Origin of the sequence: Klebsiella sp. Shm-1 (genome assembly GCF_040804525.1) — a bacterium.
In the GTDB taxonomy this organism is placed as follows: Bacteria; Pseudomonadota; Gammaproteobacteria; order Enterobacterales; family Enterobacteriaceae; genus Klebsiella; species Klebsiella pneumoniae.
In genome coordinates this window covers 3,362,803-3,377,035 of sequence record NZ_CP161823.1, presented here as the reverse complement: position 1 = coordinate 3,377,035, position 14,233 = coordinate 3,362,803, and the positions used below count along the sequence as shown (strand labels likewise).

The following is a 14,233-nucleotide window of genomic DNA, read 5'->3' as shown; positions in this document are numbered from 1 at the left end:
GATAACGCCTTCAAGCTTAGATGAAACTGACCGCAATGTAACCGATTACCCCTGATTTTTTGCTGGTTTTATTCCTCTCCGGCTGCGCATACTCTGGAAGTACACAGGATGCAAAACAGGATGCACATCAAATGGTTAAAGGATTGTTAAACACAGTAAATCGCAGGCTGTCGCATGATGACGCCGGTAAACTCTTGTTACGACTTGCCGTCGGCGGCTTAATGCTTTTCCATGGAATCCATAAGCTGATAGATGGTGTGGATGGCATTAGCGGGATGCTGGCGGCGCAGGGATTGCCCGGGTTTATCGCCTACGGTGTGCTGGTGGGGGAAGTGGTCGCTCCCTGCTTGTTAATTCTCGGCGTCCTGACCCGCCCGGCGGCGTTGGTGCTGGCGTTCACCATGGTGGTGGCGTGGCTGATGGTCGGCTTAGATAAGACGTTTGCGCTTGATGCGGTGGGAGCGTGGGCCATTGAGAATCTGGTCTATTTCTTTGTTGGCGCACTGGCGATTGCGCTACTCGGCGCGGGGCGTTATTCGCTGGCCGGTCAGTCGGCCTGGCGGTAAAAATGCCTCATTCGTCCTGGGGCGTAAAGTCGATACTGTTGGCGATTTGCAATTTTTTCAGTCCGGGAAAGCGTTTATCTCATGTCGCCTGAGCGTTTGTTTATTGTCGCCAGGGATTTTCCCGGAGGCGGCGCATTGCGCCTTCTCCGGGCTACCAAATCGCACAGCGCTGTAGCCCCGGTAAGCGGTAGCGCCACCGGGGATTTTGACCTCAGGCGAGAACCAGATCGCTCTGCGGATGACAGGAGCAGGCCAGCACATAGCCGTCGGCGATTTCGGCGTCGGTCAGCGTCATGGTGCTGGTGACGCTGTACTTCCCGGAAACCACTTTGGTTTTGCAGCAGCCGCAGACGCCGGCGCGGCAGGCGACGGTCACCGGCACTTTATTGCTCTCCAGCGCGTCGAGCAGCGTGGTGCCCACCGGCGCGTAAAACTCGCGCGCCGGCTGCAGTTTAGTAAATTTCAGCCCGCTGGTGGCGGCCTCAGCCACCGGGGTGAAGAATTTTTCCTTAAAGAAGCGGGTGACGTCCAGGGCGGCAACATCCTGCTCGACCTTCTCCATATAAGGCGCCGGGCCGCAGGTCATCACGGTGCGGCTGGCTAAATCCGGCACGCTCTGCAGCAGCTCCCGGGTCAGACGGCCGGCGACAAAACCGTGCGTCGCGTTGTGCTCCGCTACCAGGGTGACCGGGTAGTTGCGCCACTCTTCGGCAAAGATTACATCTTCCGGCGAACGCACGTTATAAATCACCTGTACGTCGGCCTGCGGTCGATACTTAGCCAGCCAGCGGCGCATCGCCATGATCGGTGTCACGCCGCAACCGGCGGCCAGCAGCAGGAATTTATCTTCCGCTTTATCGTCGCAGGTAAACTCGCCCATCGCATCGGACAGCCAAAGGTAATCGCCGCGTTTGACCTCGCGGGTCAACCACTGCGAACCCGTACCCTCGTCAATACGGCGAACGGTCAGCGTAATGTATTCGCTGACCCCCGGCGTCGAGGAGAGGGTATAGGCGCGCAGCGTTTCCGCCGAGTTACGCACGCTAACCAGAGCGTACTGGCCAGCGCGGTACGGATAGTAATCGTGGCACAGCAGCGAAAGGGTCCACACGTCCGGGGTTTCCTGGTGAATGTGGTGAACCTGCATCCGCCACGGGCACTGGGAGGTTGGCATAGTCATCAGGGACTCCTTAAGCGCTCAGCAGCTGCTGCATATCTTGTTCCACGGTGGTCACGGAACGCAGACCAAACTTCTCATTGAGGACCGCCAGCAGATCCGGGGTGAAGAAACCAGGCGCCGTCGGACCGGTGACGATGTTTTTCACACCCAGCGACAGCAGCGTCAGCAGGATGACGATCGCTTTCTGTTCGAACCAGGAGAGCACCAGCGACAGCGGCAGATCGTTGACGCCACAGCCCAGTTTCTCCGCCAGCGTGACCGCCAGAATAATCGCCGAGTAAGCGTCATTACACTGCCCGGCGTCGACCAGGCGCGGCAGCCCTTCGATATCGCCAAAGTCCAGTTTGTTGAAGCGGTATTTACCACAGGCCAGGGTCAGGATCAGGCAGTCATCCGGCACGCTGGTGGCGAAATCGGTGAAGTAGTTACGCTCCCCGCGGGCGCCGTCGCAGCCGCCGACGAGGAAAATATGGCGCAGTTTTTCACGACTGACCAGATCGATCAGCGTATCCGCCGCGCCAAGCAGGGTCTGACGGCCAAAGCCGACGGTGATCAGATGCGGGATTTCGCTGTACGGGAAGCCCGCCATCTGCTGCGCCTGGGCAATGACCGGGGAGAAGTCTTCGCCTTCCAGATGGTTCACACCCGGCCAGCCGACGATGCTGCGAGTCCAGATGCGATCGTCGTAGGCGCCGACGGTCGGGTCGATGATGCAGTTAGAGGTCATCACGATGGGGCCCGGGAAGCGGGCGAACTCCACCTGCTGGTTTTGCCAGCCGCTGCCGTAGTTGCCAATCAGATGTTTGAATTTACGCAGCTCCGGATAGCCGTGAGCCGGCAGCATTTCGCCATGAGTATAGACGTTGACGCCGGTGCCTTCCGTCTGCTCCAGCAGGTTATACAGATCCTTCAGATCGTGGCCGGAGATCAGGATGCACTTCCCTTCGGTGGCTTTAACGTTGACCTGAGTCGGCGTCGGATGGCCGTATTTGGTCGTTTCACCGGCGTCGAGGATGCTCATCACTTTGAAGTTCATCTGGCCGATTTCCATCGAACATTCGAGCAGCGCATTCATATCCGCAGGCCAGGTGCCCAGCCATGCCATGATTTTATGGTACTGGGCATAGATAGCGTTGTCGTACTGGCCGAGCACGTGGGCGTGCTCCATATAGGCCGCCGCACCCTTCAGACCGTACAGGCACAGCAGGCGCAGACCGAGAATATTTTCGCCGATGGCGGCTTTATCTTTATTCGGGGTATAGTCCGCCGCCTGACGCTGCAGCTCGCCCAGATCGTCGCTGACCAGCTGCAGGTCGGCGACCGGGCTGTCGACCGCGGCGCTGGCATCGATCGCCAGGCATTGCGCTTTCAGCGCCTCACGCAAGGCAATTGCCTGGCGGGCGTAGCCGACGATGCGCGGGGAATCGAAGTTAACGTTAGTCAGGGTGGAGAAGAAGGCGCGAGGGGCAAAGCTGTCGACCTGATGATCGATAATGCCATATTCGCGCGCTTTAAGCGCCCAGGCGGACAGGCCTTGCAGTGACGCAATCAGCAGATCCTGCAGGTCCGAGGTTTCCGCTGTTTTACCGCACATCCCCTGCGCGTAAGAGCAGCCGTTGCCGGCTGGGGTACGAATGGTTTGTTCACATTGCACACAAAACATGGTCACACCTTTAAAGTTATATTTGATATACATGTTTAAGGTTATGCCGCGCGGCAACGGGTGAAAAGGTATTTCTAAGACAACTTAAAGGGAGATTGATTTAGCGCAAATTTGGCGGCAGGAGGGCTGCCGCCAGCGGGTGCTCAGGCGGTAAAAAAGGCGATCAGGATCGGGACCAGCAAACTAAGCAGAAAACCGTGCACGATGGCGGCAGGGACGATTTCGACGCCGCCGGAACGCTGCAGTACCGGTAAGGTGAAGTCCATCGAGGTGGCGCCGCATAGCCCCAGCGCCGTGGAGCGGCTGCGGCGAATAAGGCCCGGAATTAACATGATGGCCAGCAGCTCGCGACAGAGATCGTTAAAGAACGCCGCGCTACCGATGACCGGGCCAAAGGATTCGGTGAGTAAAATACCGGAGAGCGAATACCAGCCGAAACCGCTGGCCATTGCCAGACCGGTCTTTAACGGCAGACCGAGAATAAAGGCGTTAAGTATCCCGCCGAGTAATGAACTGGCCGTAACCACCACGGCGACGATCATTCCCCGGCGGTTAAGGACTATTTGTCGCAGACTCATTCCATTATTGCGTAATTGGATACCAACGAGGAACAGGAGAAAAATCAACGTATATTCGCTGGCTTCTGTCGCGTGCTGTAAAAAAGGCAGTCTGGTCAGACCGAGCAGAAAACCGAGCACGACCACACCGCACAGCTGCAGCGATTCCAGGGCCATGGCCAGGCGCGAGGGTAATTTCTCCTGACGATGCTGACTGTGCCATGGCATTTTACTTTCCAGCCACAGCAGTGCGGCGATATTACACAGTAAAATGATAACCACGCTCACCGCGGCGTAATGCAATATTGCCAGCAGGTTGCTGGCCAGATTGTCGAGGAACGCCAGGCTGATACCCATAAAAAAAAGGATTACATAGACAATCCAGCTGAGCATGCGGTTTATCAGCTTTAGCGCGGAGGAGTGACGAAGAGGCAGTAAATAGCCGACGACCAGCGGCAACAGAATAATAAAGAGTCCCGAAAACATGAACGATGCAGCCCTTGCATGATGAGAATAGCGCCCATGACACTACCCAAATCACCGGGCCGAGTAAAGCTGTCGCCAGAAAGAAAAAGCCCGGAGACCCGGGCTTTGAAAAGCGTTAATCGCGTTTTTCCAGCAGGGTGCGATACAGCACGCCGCCGAGGATCCCACCGACGATTGGCATGACCCAGAACAGCCACAGCTGCTGCAGCGCCCAGCCGCCCTGGAAAATTGCCACCGCGGTGCTGCGCGCCGGGTTGACCGAGGTATTGGTGACTGGAATGCTGATCAAATGGATGAGGGTCAGCGCCAGGCCGATGGCGATGGGGGCAAAGCCCGCCGGCGCATGTTTATCGGTCGCGCCATGAATAACCAGCAGGAAGCCGCAGGTCAGGACAATTTCAATGACGATAGCCGACAGCATGGAGAAGCCGCCCGGGGAGTGTTCGCCATAGCCGTTGGAGGCAAAGCCGCTGGCGGCGGCATCAAAGCCGGCTTTACCGCTGGCAACCACGTACAGCACCGCCGCGGCAATAATTCCGCCGACCACCTGAGCGATAATATAGCCAATGACCTCTTTTGCCGGAAAACGGCCGCCGGCCCACAGGCCTAAGGTGACCGCCGGGTTGAAATGCCCCCCGGAAATATGGCCGACCGCAAACGCCATGGTTAATACCGTTAAGCCAAATGCCAGCGCGACGCCGGCAAAACCAATACCCAGCTCGGGGAAAGCCGCGGCGAGCACGGCGCTACCGCAGCCGCCAAATACAAGCCAGAAGGTGCCGAAGCATTCGGCTGCTAATTTTCTGAACATAACCACCTCAATTAAATTGTTTACGCGCACGAGCGGACCGTGCCGGTCTTTATTTATCGTGATAAGGGATGACGATAAAAATAAAGCGGCGTTATTCTAGAGATAATCGCCATCCCGGAGCCAGTTAAATATATTGATATTATTTGATTTAGGGCAAGGTGAGTGGATTCCTTTTGCCAGTTTAGCCTTTCCTTTATCCATGGAAGATTATCAATAGTGTAGATCATAACGCCTGAAATAAAACTATTTTGTTTGATGAATAATCAACGGCCGGTAATAGGCGATAAGTGAGTAATTTTATGAATATATTTAATCCGCTGAATATGAGCCACGGATGCGATTAAGCAGAGTGTCATCTTGCCTCCGCCCTCGCTATACTGTTGATTACTGAAGGAGAGTGGTGGTGTAGCGGAGGGGATATGCTTCTTGAGCGCGTAGAAATCGTCGGTTTTCGCGGTATCAATCGTTTGTCGTTGATGCTGGAGCAAAATAACGTCCTGATCGGGGAGAACGCGTGGGGGAAGTCCAGTCTGCTTGATGCGCTGACCCTGCTTTTGTCGCCGGAGTTCGATCTTTATCACTTTGTTCGCGATGATTTCTGGTTTCCCCCGGGCGACATCCAGGGGCGCGAACACCATTTGCATATTATCCTGACCTTCCGCGAAACGGAGCCAGGCCGCCATCGGGTCCGGCGTTTCCGTCCGCTTCAGCGCTGCTGGGTGCCATGCGATGACGGGTATCACCGGGTGTTCTATCGCCTGGAGGGCGAGCTCGCCGAAGATGACAGCGTGATGACCCTGCGGAGCTTTATCGATGGTGAAGGCGAAGCGTTGGTGCTGGAGGAGATTGATGAGCTGGCCCGACACCTGGTGCGTTTGATGCCGGTGCTGCGCCTGCGCGATGCGCGCTTTATGCGCCGCATCCATAACGGGACGGTACCGCACTCGCCGCAGATAGAGATCACCGCCCGTCAGCTGGATTTTCTCTCCCGCGAACTGGTCAGCCATCCGCAAAATTTATCGGACGGTCAGATCCGTCAGGGGCTATCGGCCATGGTGCAACTGCTTGAGCATTACTTTGCCGAGCAAAGCAGCGCTCAGACGCGGCATCGCCTGATGCGGCGGCGCTCCCATGATGAACAGCGCAGTTGGCGTTATCTGGATATTATCAACCGGATGATCGACAAGCCCGGCGGGCGCAGCCATCGGGTGATCCTGCTGGGGCTGTTTGCCACCCTCCTGCAGGCGAAAGGGACGGTGCGCCTCGATCGCGACGCGCGACCGCTGCTGTTGATTGAAGATCCCGAGACCCGTCTGCATCCGATCATGCTTTCCGTCGCCTGGCACCTGCTGAATTTGTTGCCGCTGCAGCGTGTGACCACCACCAACTCCGGAGAGCTGCTGTCCCTGACGCCGGTAGAGCAGGTCTGCCGGCTGGTGCGTGAGTCGACGCGGGTATCGGCGTGGCGGTTGGGGCCGGGTGGAATGAATGCCGAAGAGAGCCGGCGCATTGCTTTTCACATCCGCTTCAATCGCGCCTCATCGCTCTTCGCCCGCTGCTGGTTGCTGGTGGAGGGAGAGACGGAAACCTGGGTTATCAACGAACTGGCCCGGCAGTGCGGTCATCATTTTGATGCTGAAGGGGTTAAGGTGATCGAGTTCGCCCAGTCCGGCCTGAAGCCATTGATCAAGTTTGCCCGCCGGATGGGGATCCAGTGGCACGTGCTGGTGGACGGCGATGAGGCGGGGAAAAAATATGCCGCGACGGTACGAGGTCTGCTTAATAACGATCGCGAGCTGGAGCGCGACCATCTGACCAGTCTGCCGGCGCTGGATATGGAACACTTTATGTATCGTCAGGGATTTGATGACGTTTATCATCGGGTGGCGCAGATTCCCGATAATGTCCCGATGAATATGCGGCGGGTGATCACCAAAGCCATCCATCGCTCATCCAAGCCGGACCTGGCGATTGAGGTGGCGATGGAGGCCGGCCGCCGTGGCGTGGACGCTGTGCCGACGCTGCTGAAGAAAATGTTCTCACGGGTGCTGTGGCTAGCCCGCGGTCGTGCCGATTAATCTCACCGCCGTCGTCATTTACGGCGGCACAAAGCTCTCCGGCAGCTAAACAAAACCTCATTGACGCGAAAAATGGGTGTCCTGTTGCCAACGGGTTTCGATAGAATCACCGCCTGGAGCGGCAGGGAAACAGCAGGAATCGGAATATGAAAGTGAAGGGAAAACGCAGGACCGTCTGGTGGCTGTTGGCGATCGTTGTGCTGGGGCTGGCTATCTGGGGATGGCGGATCCTCAATGCGCCGCTGCCGAGCTACCAGACGCTGGTAGTTCGCAAAGGGGATCTCCAGCAGAGCGTGCTGGCCACCGGCAAACTGGATGCCCTGCGAAAAGTTGACGTCGGCGCCCAGGTCAGCGGACAGCTGAAAACGCTGCACGTCAATATTGGCGATAAGGTTAAAAAGGATCAGTTGCTGGGGGTTATCGATCCGGAGCAGGCGCAAAACCAGATTAAAGAGGTGGAAGCGACGCTCATGGAGCTGCGCGCCCAGCTCAATCAGGCGCGCGCGGAGAGCAAACTGGCGCAAGTGACTCTGGCCCGTCAGCAGCAGCTGGCGCAGCGCCAGCTGGTCTCGCGGCAGGACCTTGATACCGCGGCCACCGATTTGGCGGTGAAACAGGCGCAGATCGGCACTATTGAAGCGCAAATAAAGCGTAACCAGGCGACGCTCGATACGGCGAAGACCAACCTCGATTACACGCGGATCCTGGCGCCGATGGCCGGCGAAGTGACGCAAATTACCACCCTGCAGGGACAGACAGTGATCGCCGCCCAGCAGGCGCCTAACATTCTGACGCTGGCGGATCTCAGCACCATGCTGGTTAAAGCGCAGGTCTCTGAGGCGGATGTCATCCACCTCAGACCTGGGCAAAAAGCGTGGTTTACCGTGCTGGGCGACCCGCTTACCCGTTATGAAGGTAAACTGAAAGACATTCTGCCGACGCCGGAAAAAGTGAATGACGCCATCTTCTATTATGCCCGCTTCGAGGTACCGAACCCGCAGGGGATCCTGCGCCTCGACATGACCGCGCAAGTGCACATTCAGCTGGCTGAGGTGAAGAACGTGATTACTATCCCGCTGAGCGCCCTGGGCGACGCGGTAGGCGATAACCGCTACCACGTTCGACTGTTGCGCACCGGTGAGGTCAAAGAGCGTGAGGTTATCATTGGCGCCCGCAATGATACCGACGTCGCAGTGGTGCAAGGTCTGGAAGAGGGCGACGAAGTGATCGTCGGCGAGAGCGCGAGCGGGGCGGCAAAATGACGGCGCTGCTTGAGCTGCGAGATATACGTCGCAGCTATCCTTCCGGCGACGGCAGCGTTGAGGTCCTGAAGGGGATCACTCTCAGCATCCATGCGGGTGAGATGGTGGCGATCGTCGGGGCCTCCGGCTCGGGAAAATCGACGCTGATGAATATCCTTGGCTGCCTCGACAAACCCACCAGCGGCACCTATCGGGTGGCGGGAACCGATATCGCGCAGCTGGATGGAGATGCGCTGGCCCGTCTGCGGCGGGAACACTTTGGCTTTATCTTTCAACGCTACCATTTGCTGTCCCATCTGACCGCCGCGCAGAATGTCGAAGTGCCGGCGGTGTATGCCGGCAGTGAACGGCGCGCGCGCCTGGCGCGCGCTCATGAGCTGCTGGTGCGGCTGGGGCTGGGCGAGCGCGCCGACTATCAACCGTCACAGTTGTCCGGCGGTCAGCAGCAGCGGGTCAGTATCGCCCGCGCCCTGATGAATGGCGGGGAGGTGATCCTCGCTGATGAACCGACCGGCGCGCTGGACAGCCATTCCGGCGAAGAGGTAATGGCGATCCTGCACCAGCTAAAAGCGCAGGGGCACACGGTCATCATTGTGACCCACGATCCGCAGGTCGCCGCTCAGGCGGAGCGGATCGTCGAGATCCGCGATGGCGAGATCGTCCGCAACCCGCCCGCCAGCCGCCAGGGCGGCGGACTGCGCGCCCGTCCGCAGGCGGAGCCTTCGGCGTGGCGTCAGTTTACCAGCGGCTTTCGCGAAGCGCTGGTGATGGCCTGGCGAGCGATGGCGGCGAATAAAATGCGTACCCTGCTGACCATGCTCGGCATTATTATCGGTATTGCCTCGGTGGTGTCGATCGTGGTGGTGGGGGATGCCGCCAAGCAGATGGTGCTGGCGGATATTCGCGCCATCGGCACCAATACCATTGATGTGTATCCTGGTAAGGATTTTGGCGACGACGACCCGCGCTATCAGCAGGCGCTGAAGTATGACGATTTGCTGGCGATCCAGAAGCAGCCGTGGGTGCGCTCCGCCACGCCGGCGGTTTCAAAAAGCCTGCGCCTGCGCGCCAACAATATTGACGTTGCCGCCAGCGCGGAGGGGGTCGGTCCACAGTATTTTAATGTCTACGGCATGACCTTTAGCGAAGGCAATACCTTCAATGAACTGCAGCTCAACAGTCGGGCACAGGTGGTAGTGCTCGACAGCAATACCCGTCGGCAGCTGTTTCCCAATAAAGCGAAAGTGGTGGGAGAGGTGATTCTGGTGGGCAATATGCCGGCCACGGTGATTGGCGTTGCGGATGAAAAACAGTCGATGTTCGGCAGCAGCAAAATTCTCCGCGTCTGGTTGCCCTACACCACCATGGCGGGAAGAGTAATGGGCCAGTCGTGGCTGAACTCCATCACTGTGCGCGTTCATGAAGGCTACGACAGTGAAACCGCAGAGAAACAGCTGCTGCGTCTGCTGGAGCTGCGGCATGGTAAAAAAGATGTATTCACCTGGAATATGGACAGCGTCTTGAAAACCGCCGAAAGGACCACACATACCTTACAGCTGTTCCTGACATTGGTGGCGGTGATTGCCCTGGTGGTCGGCGGGATTGGCGTAATGAATATTATGCTGGTGTCGGTGACCGAACGAACCCGGGAGATCGGCATCCGCATGGCGGTTGGCGCCCGGGCCAGCGATGTGCTGCAGCAGTTTCTCATTGAAGCGGTGCTGGTTTGCCTGGTCGGTGGCGCGCTGGGCGTAGCATTGTCGCTGATGATCGCCTTTATTTTACAGCTGTTTCTCCCCGGCTGGGAGATTGGTTTTTCTCCGCTGGCGCTGCTGACGGCGTTTCTCTGTTCGACGCTGACCGGGGTGCTGTTTGGTTGGCTGCCTGCGCGCAACGCGGCGCGGCTCGATCCGGTGGATGCCCTGGCGCGAGAATAGGCGGGGCGAGAAATAAAAATGCCAGTCAGAAGGACTGGCATTTTATTAGCAGGATGTACACAATGAAGCAAAAGAGTTATGCAGCCGTTTCCGCTTCCACAGGGACGATCACGCTGGCGTGATTGCCTTTTGGCCCCTGGTGAACATCAAACCGAACGGCTTGTCCGGCTTTTAGCGTTCTGTAACCATCCATCTGGATGGTGGAGTAATGGGCGAAAATGTCTTCGCCGCCGCCCTCAGGGCAGATAAAACCGAACCCTTTGGCATTGTTGAACCACTTAACAGTACCCATTTCCATACTTCGACATCCTTCGTAAATCTTTATTAGTAAGATGGAATGAACCGGTGGTGGAGTGACGAGTTGTTCAATTGCTCGCCAACTCTCGCCACTACAATTTAGAGAAATACGAAAACGCGTCAAGCGATTGAGGAGGGGGAACGGCGAAAAATGCGTCAAAATTTGAAGCAGTTAACGCTATTGCCGGGGAATGTGACAGCCGTCGCGGATAGAAGCGATAGATGATAGTTATCTATGATCTATTGTAGATTTGTGATGAGCATAACCTCTGGTCATCGACAGGCCTCCGCCTGTTGGCAACAGCAACCGATGATGAACACTGACGATGAGTAAGAGAGATTGGCTGGACTTCGAGCACCTGGTTGACGACGAAGTTCGTGATGCGATTAAACCGCCATCTATGTATAAAGTGATATTGGTCAATGATGACTACACTCCGATGGAGTTTGTTATTGACGTGTTACAAAAATTCTTTTCTTATGATGTTGAACGTGCAACGCAACTGATGCTCACGGTTCACTATGAAGGTAAGGCGATTTGTGGCGTGTTTACCGCGGAAGTGGCGGAGACCAAAGTCGCTATGGTGAATCAGTACGCGAGGGAGAACGAGCATCCATTGCTGTGTACGCTGGAAAAAGCCTGAATACAGGCATGAAAATTGGGGGAGGTGCCTATGCTCAATCAAGAACTGGAACTCAGTTTAAATATGGCTTTCGCCAGAGCGCGCGAGCACCGTCATGAGTTTATGACCGTCGAGCACTTGCTGCTGGCTCTGCTAAGCAACCCCTCGGCCCGTGAGGCCCTGGAAGCGTGTTCAGTGGACCTGGTGGCATTGCGTCAGGAACTTGAAGCCTTCATCGAACAAACCACACCCGTTCTGCCAGCCACGGAAGAAGAGCGCGACACCCAGCCGACGCTAAGCTTCCAGCGTGTGCTGCAGCGCGCCGTCTTCCACGTACAATCGTCTGGCCGCAGCGAAGTGACCGGCGCCAACGTGCTGGTGGCGATTTTCAGCGAGCAGGAGTCGCAGGCCGCCTACCTGCTGCGTAAACATGAAGTGAGCCGTCTTGATGTGGTGAACTTCATTTCTCATGGTACACGCAAAGACGAGCCGAGCCAGTCTTCCGATAACAGCGGAAGCCAGCCTGGCAATGAAGAGCAAGCCGGCGGGGAGGAACGTATGGAAAACTTCACCACCAACCTCAATCAGCTTGCTCGCGTCGGCGGCATTGATCCCCTGATCGGCCGTGAAAAAGAGCTGGAGCGCGCGATTCAGGTCCTGTGCCGTCGGCGGAAAAATAACCCGCTGCTGGTGGGGGAATCCGGCGTCGGTAAAACCGCGATCGCCGAAGGCCTTGCCTGGCGTATTGTGCAGGGCGATGTGCCGGAAGTGATGGCCGACTGCACTATCTACTCGCTCGACATTGGCTCTTTGCTGGCAGGGACCAAATATCGTGGCGATTTTGAAAAACGCTTCAAAGCGTTGCTCAAACAGCTGGAGCAGGATACCAACAGCATCCTGTTTATTGATGAAATCCACACCATTATCGGTGCGGGGGCGGCGTCTGGCGGCCAGGTCGATGCGGCTAACCTGATCAAACCGCTGCTTTCCAGCGGCAAGATCCGGGTGATCGGCTCCACCACTTACCAGGAGTTCAGCAACATCTTTGAAAAAGATCGTGCGCTGGCCCGCCGTTTCCAGAAGATCGATATTACCGAACCGTCGGTGGAAGAGACGGTCCAGATTATCAACGGCCTGAAGCCGAAGTACGAAGCGCACCATGATGTGCGTTATACCGCCAAAGCGGTGCGTGCGGCGGTAGAACTGGCGGTGAAATACATTAACGATCGTCATCTGCCGGATAAGGCGATTGACGTCATTGACGAAGCGGGCGCGCGGGCGCGCTTAATGCCGGTCAGCAAGCGTAAGAAAACGGTTAACGTGGCGGATATCGAATCAGTGGTGGCGCGCATTGCGCGGATCCCTGAGAAGAGCGTCTCCCGCAGCGATCGCGACACGCTGAAAAACCTGGGCGACCGTCTGAAAATGCTGGTCTTTGGACAGGATAAAGCCATCGAGGCGCTGACCGAGGCTATTAAAATGGCGCGCGCCGGGCTGGGCCATGAGCACAAGCCGGTGGGATCATTCCTGTTCGCCGGGCCGACCGGGGTCGGGAAAACCGAAGTGACCGTCCAGCTGGCGAAGGCGTTAGGGATTGAGCTGCTGCGCTTTGACATGTCCGAATATATGGAACGTCATACCGTCAGCCGTTTGATCGGGGCGCCTCCGGGCTACGTCGGCTTCGATCAGGGCGGGCTGCTGACCGATGCGGTGATTAAACATCCGCACGCGGTATTACTGCTTGATGAGATCGAAAAAGCGCATCCGGACGTGTTCAACCTGCTGCTGCAGGTGATGGATAACGGGACGCTGACCGATAATAACGGCCGTAAAGCGGACTTCCGCAACGTGGTGCTGGTGATGACCACCAACGCCGGGGTGCGGGAAACCGAGCGTAAATCGATTGGCCTTATTCAGCAGGACAACAGTCCGGATGCGATGGATGAGATCAAAAAGATCTTTACGCCGGAGTTCCGTAACCGCCTCGACAACATCATCTGGTTCGATCATTTGTCTACCACGGTGATCCATCAGGTTGTCGACAAGTTTATCGTCGAGCTGCAGGTCCAGCTGGACCAGAAAGGCGTCTCCCTGGAAGTGAGTCAGGAAGCGCGCGACTGGCTGGCGACGAAAGGCTACGATCGGGCGATGGGGGCACGTCCAATGGGACGCGTCATTCAGGACAACCTGAAAAAACCGCTGGCGAACGAGCTGCTGTTTGGCTCGCTGGTCGACGGTGGTCAGGTCACTGTCTCTCTGGACAGCGACAAAAATACGCTGACTTACGACTTCCAGAGCGCGCCGAAGCACAAACCGGAAGCGGCCCACTAAGGCGATATCTTCAATGTAAAAAACCGGCCAGGGGCCGGTTTTTTTTGCTGACGGCAGAAATGAAAAGACCGGGAATTATCCCGGCCTTCAGCGTCTGACGCCTTAAGGGCGAAAACAATCAGCGACTACGGAAGACAATGCGGCCTTTGCTCAGGTCGTACGGGGTCAGCTCAACAGTCACTTTGTCGCCCGTCAGAATGCGGATGTAGTTTTTACGCATTTTACCGGAGATATGCGCGGTTACCACGTGACCGTTTTCCAGTTCTACGCGGAACATAGTGTTAGGCAACGTTTCAAGTACGGTGCCCTGCATTTCAATATTGTCTTCTTTGGCCATCTAGTCCTCTGGGGTATCACTACCGTAGTTTTGAACCGGCAAGATAATGCCGAAGTTCATCATGTAAGTAAAGTTTTACGTATCTACCCTGAATCATTCACCTTG

12 protein-coding genes are annotated in these 14,233 nt (G+C 56.8%); 6 read left to right on the top strand and 6 right to left on the bottom strand.

The window, feature by feature from the left end; genetic code table 11:
• The first annotated feature begins 131 nt into the window (after positions 1–131).
• On the top strand, positions 132–566 hold the full coding sequence (locus tag AB1E37_RS16605; RefSeq protein ID WP_002896408.1) for a DoxX family protein: 435 nt from the start codon (positions 132–134) through the stop codon (positions 564–566).
• A gap of 211 nt (positions 567–777) precedes the next feature.
• On the opposite strand, the gene hcr is transcribed toward AB1E37_RS16605, so the two are convergent.
• The 4 genes from hcr to aqpZ all read right to left on the bottom strand — a co-directional run bounded on the left by hcr (position 778) and on the right by aqpZ (position 5,263).
• Entirely contained in the window at positions 778–1,746 is a 969-nt protein-coding gene (hcr, locus tag AB1E37_RS16600; protein WP_032447455.1) for an NADH oxidoreductase, read from the bottom strand.
• A gap of 10 nt (positions 1,747–1,756) precedes the next feature.
• On the bottom strand, positions 1,757–3,409 hold the full coding sequence (gene hcp, locus AB1E37_RS16595) for a hydroxylamine reductase (protein ID WP_004183528.1): 1,653 nt from the start codon (positions 3,407–3,409) through the stop codon (positions 1,757–1,759).
• Between the two features lie 143 nt (positions 3,410–3,552).
• Positions 3,553–4,452 (bottom strand): lysine exporter LysO family protein, encoded by a 900-nt coding sequence (locus tag AB1E37_RS16590; RefSeq protein WP_004183530.1) that lies wholly within the window; start codon positions 4,450–4,452, stop codon positions 3,553–3,555.
• A gap of 115 nt (positions 4,453–4,567) precedes the next feature.
• Positions 4,568–5,263, bottom strand: a complete 696-nt coding sequence (gene aqpZ / locus AB1E37_RS16585; RefSeq protein ID WP_002896434.1) for an aquaporin Z — start codon at positions 5,261–5,263, stop codon at positions 4,568–4,570.
• 419 nt (positions 5,264–5,682) lie between these two features.
• Here aqpZ and AB1E37_RS16580 point away from each other — a divergent pair, with 419 nt between their 5' ends.
• From AB1E37_RS16580 to macB, 3 genes are all read left to right on the top strand, one after another.
• On the top strand, positions 5,683–7,341 hold the full coding sequence (locus tag AB1E37_RS16580) for an ATP-dependent endonuclease (protein WP_004176693.1): 1,659 nt from the start codon (positions 5,683–5,685) through the stop codon (positions 7,339–7,341).
• A 146-nt stretch (positions 7,342–7,487) separates the two neighbouring features.
• Positions 7,488–8,603 (top strand): macrolide transporter subunit MacA, encoded by a 1,116-nt coding sequence (gene macA / locus AB1E37_RS16575; RefSeq protein WP_004191152.1) that lies wholly within the window; start codon positions 7,488–7,490, stop codon positions 8,601–8,603.
• Complete coding sequence (macB, locus tag AB1E37_RS16570; protein ID WP_004150848.1) at positions 8,600–10,540, top strand: macrolide ABC transporter ATP-binding protein/permease MacB; 1,941 nt, start codon at positions 8,600–8,602, stop codon at positions 10,538–10,540. Before macA ends, macB begins: the two co-directional genes overlap by 4 nt.
• 76 nt (positions 10,541–10,616) lie before the next feature.
• Here macB and cspD read toward each other — a convergent pair whose 3' ends face one another.
• Entirely contained in the window at positions 10,617–10,838 is a 222-nt protein-coding gene (gene cspD, locus AB1E37_RS16565) for a cold shock-like protein CspD (RefSeq protein ID WP_002896516.1), read from the bottom strand.
• A gap of 325 nt (positions 10,839–11,163) precedes the next feature.
• Between cspD and clpS the strand changes: the two genes are divergently transcribed.
• Together clpS and clpA are read left to right on the top strand one after the other, a co-directional pair.
• On the top strand, positions 11,164–11,481 hold the full coding sequence (gene clpS, locus AB1E37_RS16560) for an ATP-dependent Clp protease adapter ClpS (protein ID WP_002896520.1): 318 nt from the start codon (positions 11,164–11,166) through the stop codon (positions 11,479–11,481).
• 30 nt (positions 11,482–11,511) lie between these two features.
• On the top strand, positions 11,512–13,791 hold the full coding sequence (gene clpA, locus AB1E37_RS16555) for an ATP-dependent Clp protease ATP-binding subunit ClpA (RefSeq protein WP_002896522.1): 2,280 nt from the start codon (positions 11,512–11,514) through the stop codon (positions 13,789–13,791).
• Between the two features lie 118 nt (positions 13,792–13,909).
• On the opposite strand, the gene infA is transcribed toward clpA, so the two are convergent.
• A complete protein-coding gene (gene infA / locus AB1E37_RS16550) occupies positions 13,910–14,128 on the bottom strand; it encodes a translation initiation factor IF-1 (protein ID WP_001040187.1) in 219 nt (72 codons plus the stop codon).
• Positions 14,129–14,233: the final 105 nt, after the last annotated feature.

What these genes read in the sequence shown, in the direction of transcription:
- AB1E37_RS16580 (WP_004176693.1), top strand. Translation starts at nt 5,683, where the DNA reads ATGCTTCTTGAGCGCGTAGAAATCGTCGGTTTTCGCGGTATCAATCGT.
- cspD (WP_002896516.1), bottom strand. Translation starts at nt 10,838, where the DNA reads ATGGAAATGGGTACTGTTAAGTGGTTCAACAATGCCAAAGGGTTCGGT.
- hcp (WP_004183528.1), bottom strand. Translation starts at nt 3,409, where the DNA reads ATGTTTTGTGTGCAATGTGAACAAACCATTCGTACCCCAGCCGGCAAC.
- aqpZ (WP_002896434.1), bottom strand. Translation starts at nt 5,263, where the DNA reads ATGTTCAGAAAATTAGCAGCCGAATGCTTCGGCACCTTCTGGCTTGTA.
- clpA (WP_002896522.1), top strand. Translation starts at nt 11,512, where the DNA reads ATGCTCAATCAAGAACTGGAACTCAGTTTAAATATGGCTTTCGCCAGA.
- infA (WP_001040187.1), bottom strand. Translation starts at nt 14,128, where the DNA reads ATGGCCAAAGAAGACAATATTGAAATGCAGGGCACCGTACTTGAAACG.
- hcr (WP_032447455.1), bottom strand. Translation starts at nt 1,746, where the DNA reads ATGACTATGCCAACCTCCCAGTGCCCGTGGCGGATGCAGGTTCACCAC.
- macB (WP_004150848.1), top strand. Translation starts at nt 8,600, where the DNA reads ATGACGGCGCTGCTTGAGCTGCGAGATATACGTCGCAGCTATCCTTCC.
- clpS (WP_002896520.1), top strand. Translation starts at nt 11,164, where the DNA reads ATGAGTAAGAGAGATTGGCTGGACTTCGAGCACCTGGTTGACGACGAA.
- AB1E37_RS16605 (WP_002896408.1), top strand. Translation starts at nt 132, where the DNA reads ATGGTTAAAGGATTGTTAAACACAGTAAATCGCAGGCTGTCGCATGAT.
- macA (WP_004191152.1), top strand. Translation starts at nt 7,488, where the DNA reads ATGAAAGTGAAGGGAAAACGCAGGACCGTCTGGTGGCTGTTGGCGATC.
- AB1E37_RS16590 (WP_004183530.1), bottom strand. Translation starts at nt 4,452, where the DNA reads ATGTTTTCGGGACTCTTTATTATTCTGTTGCCGCTGGTCGTCGGCTAT.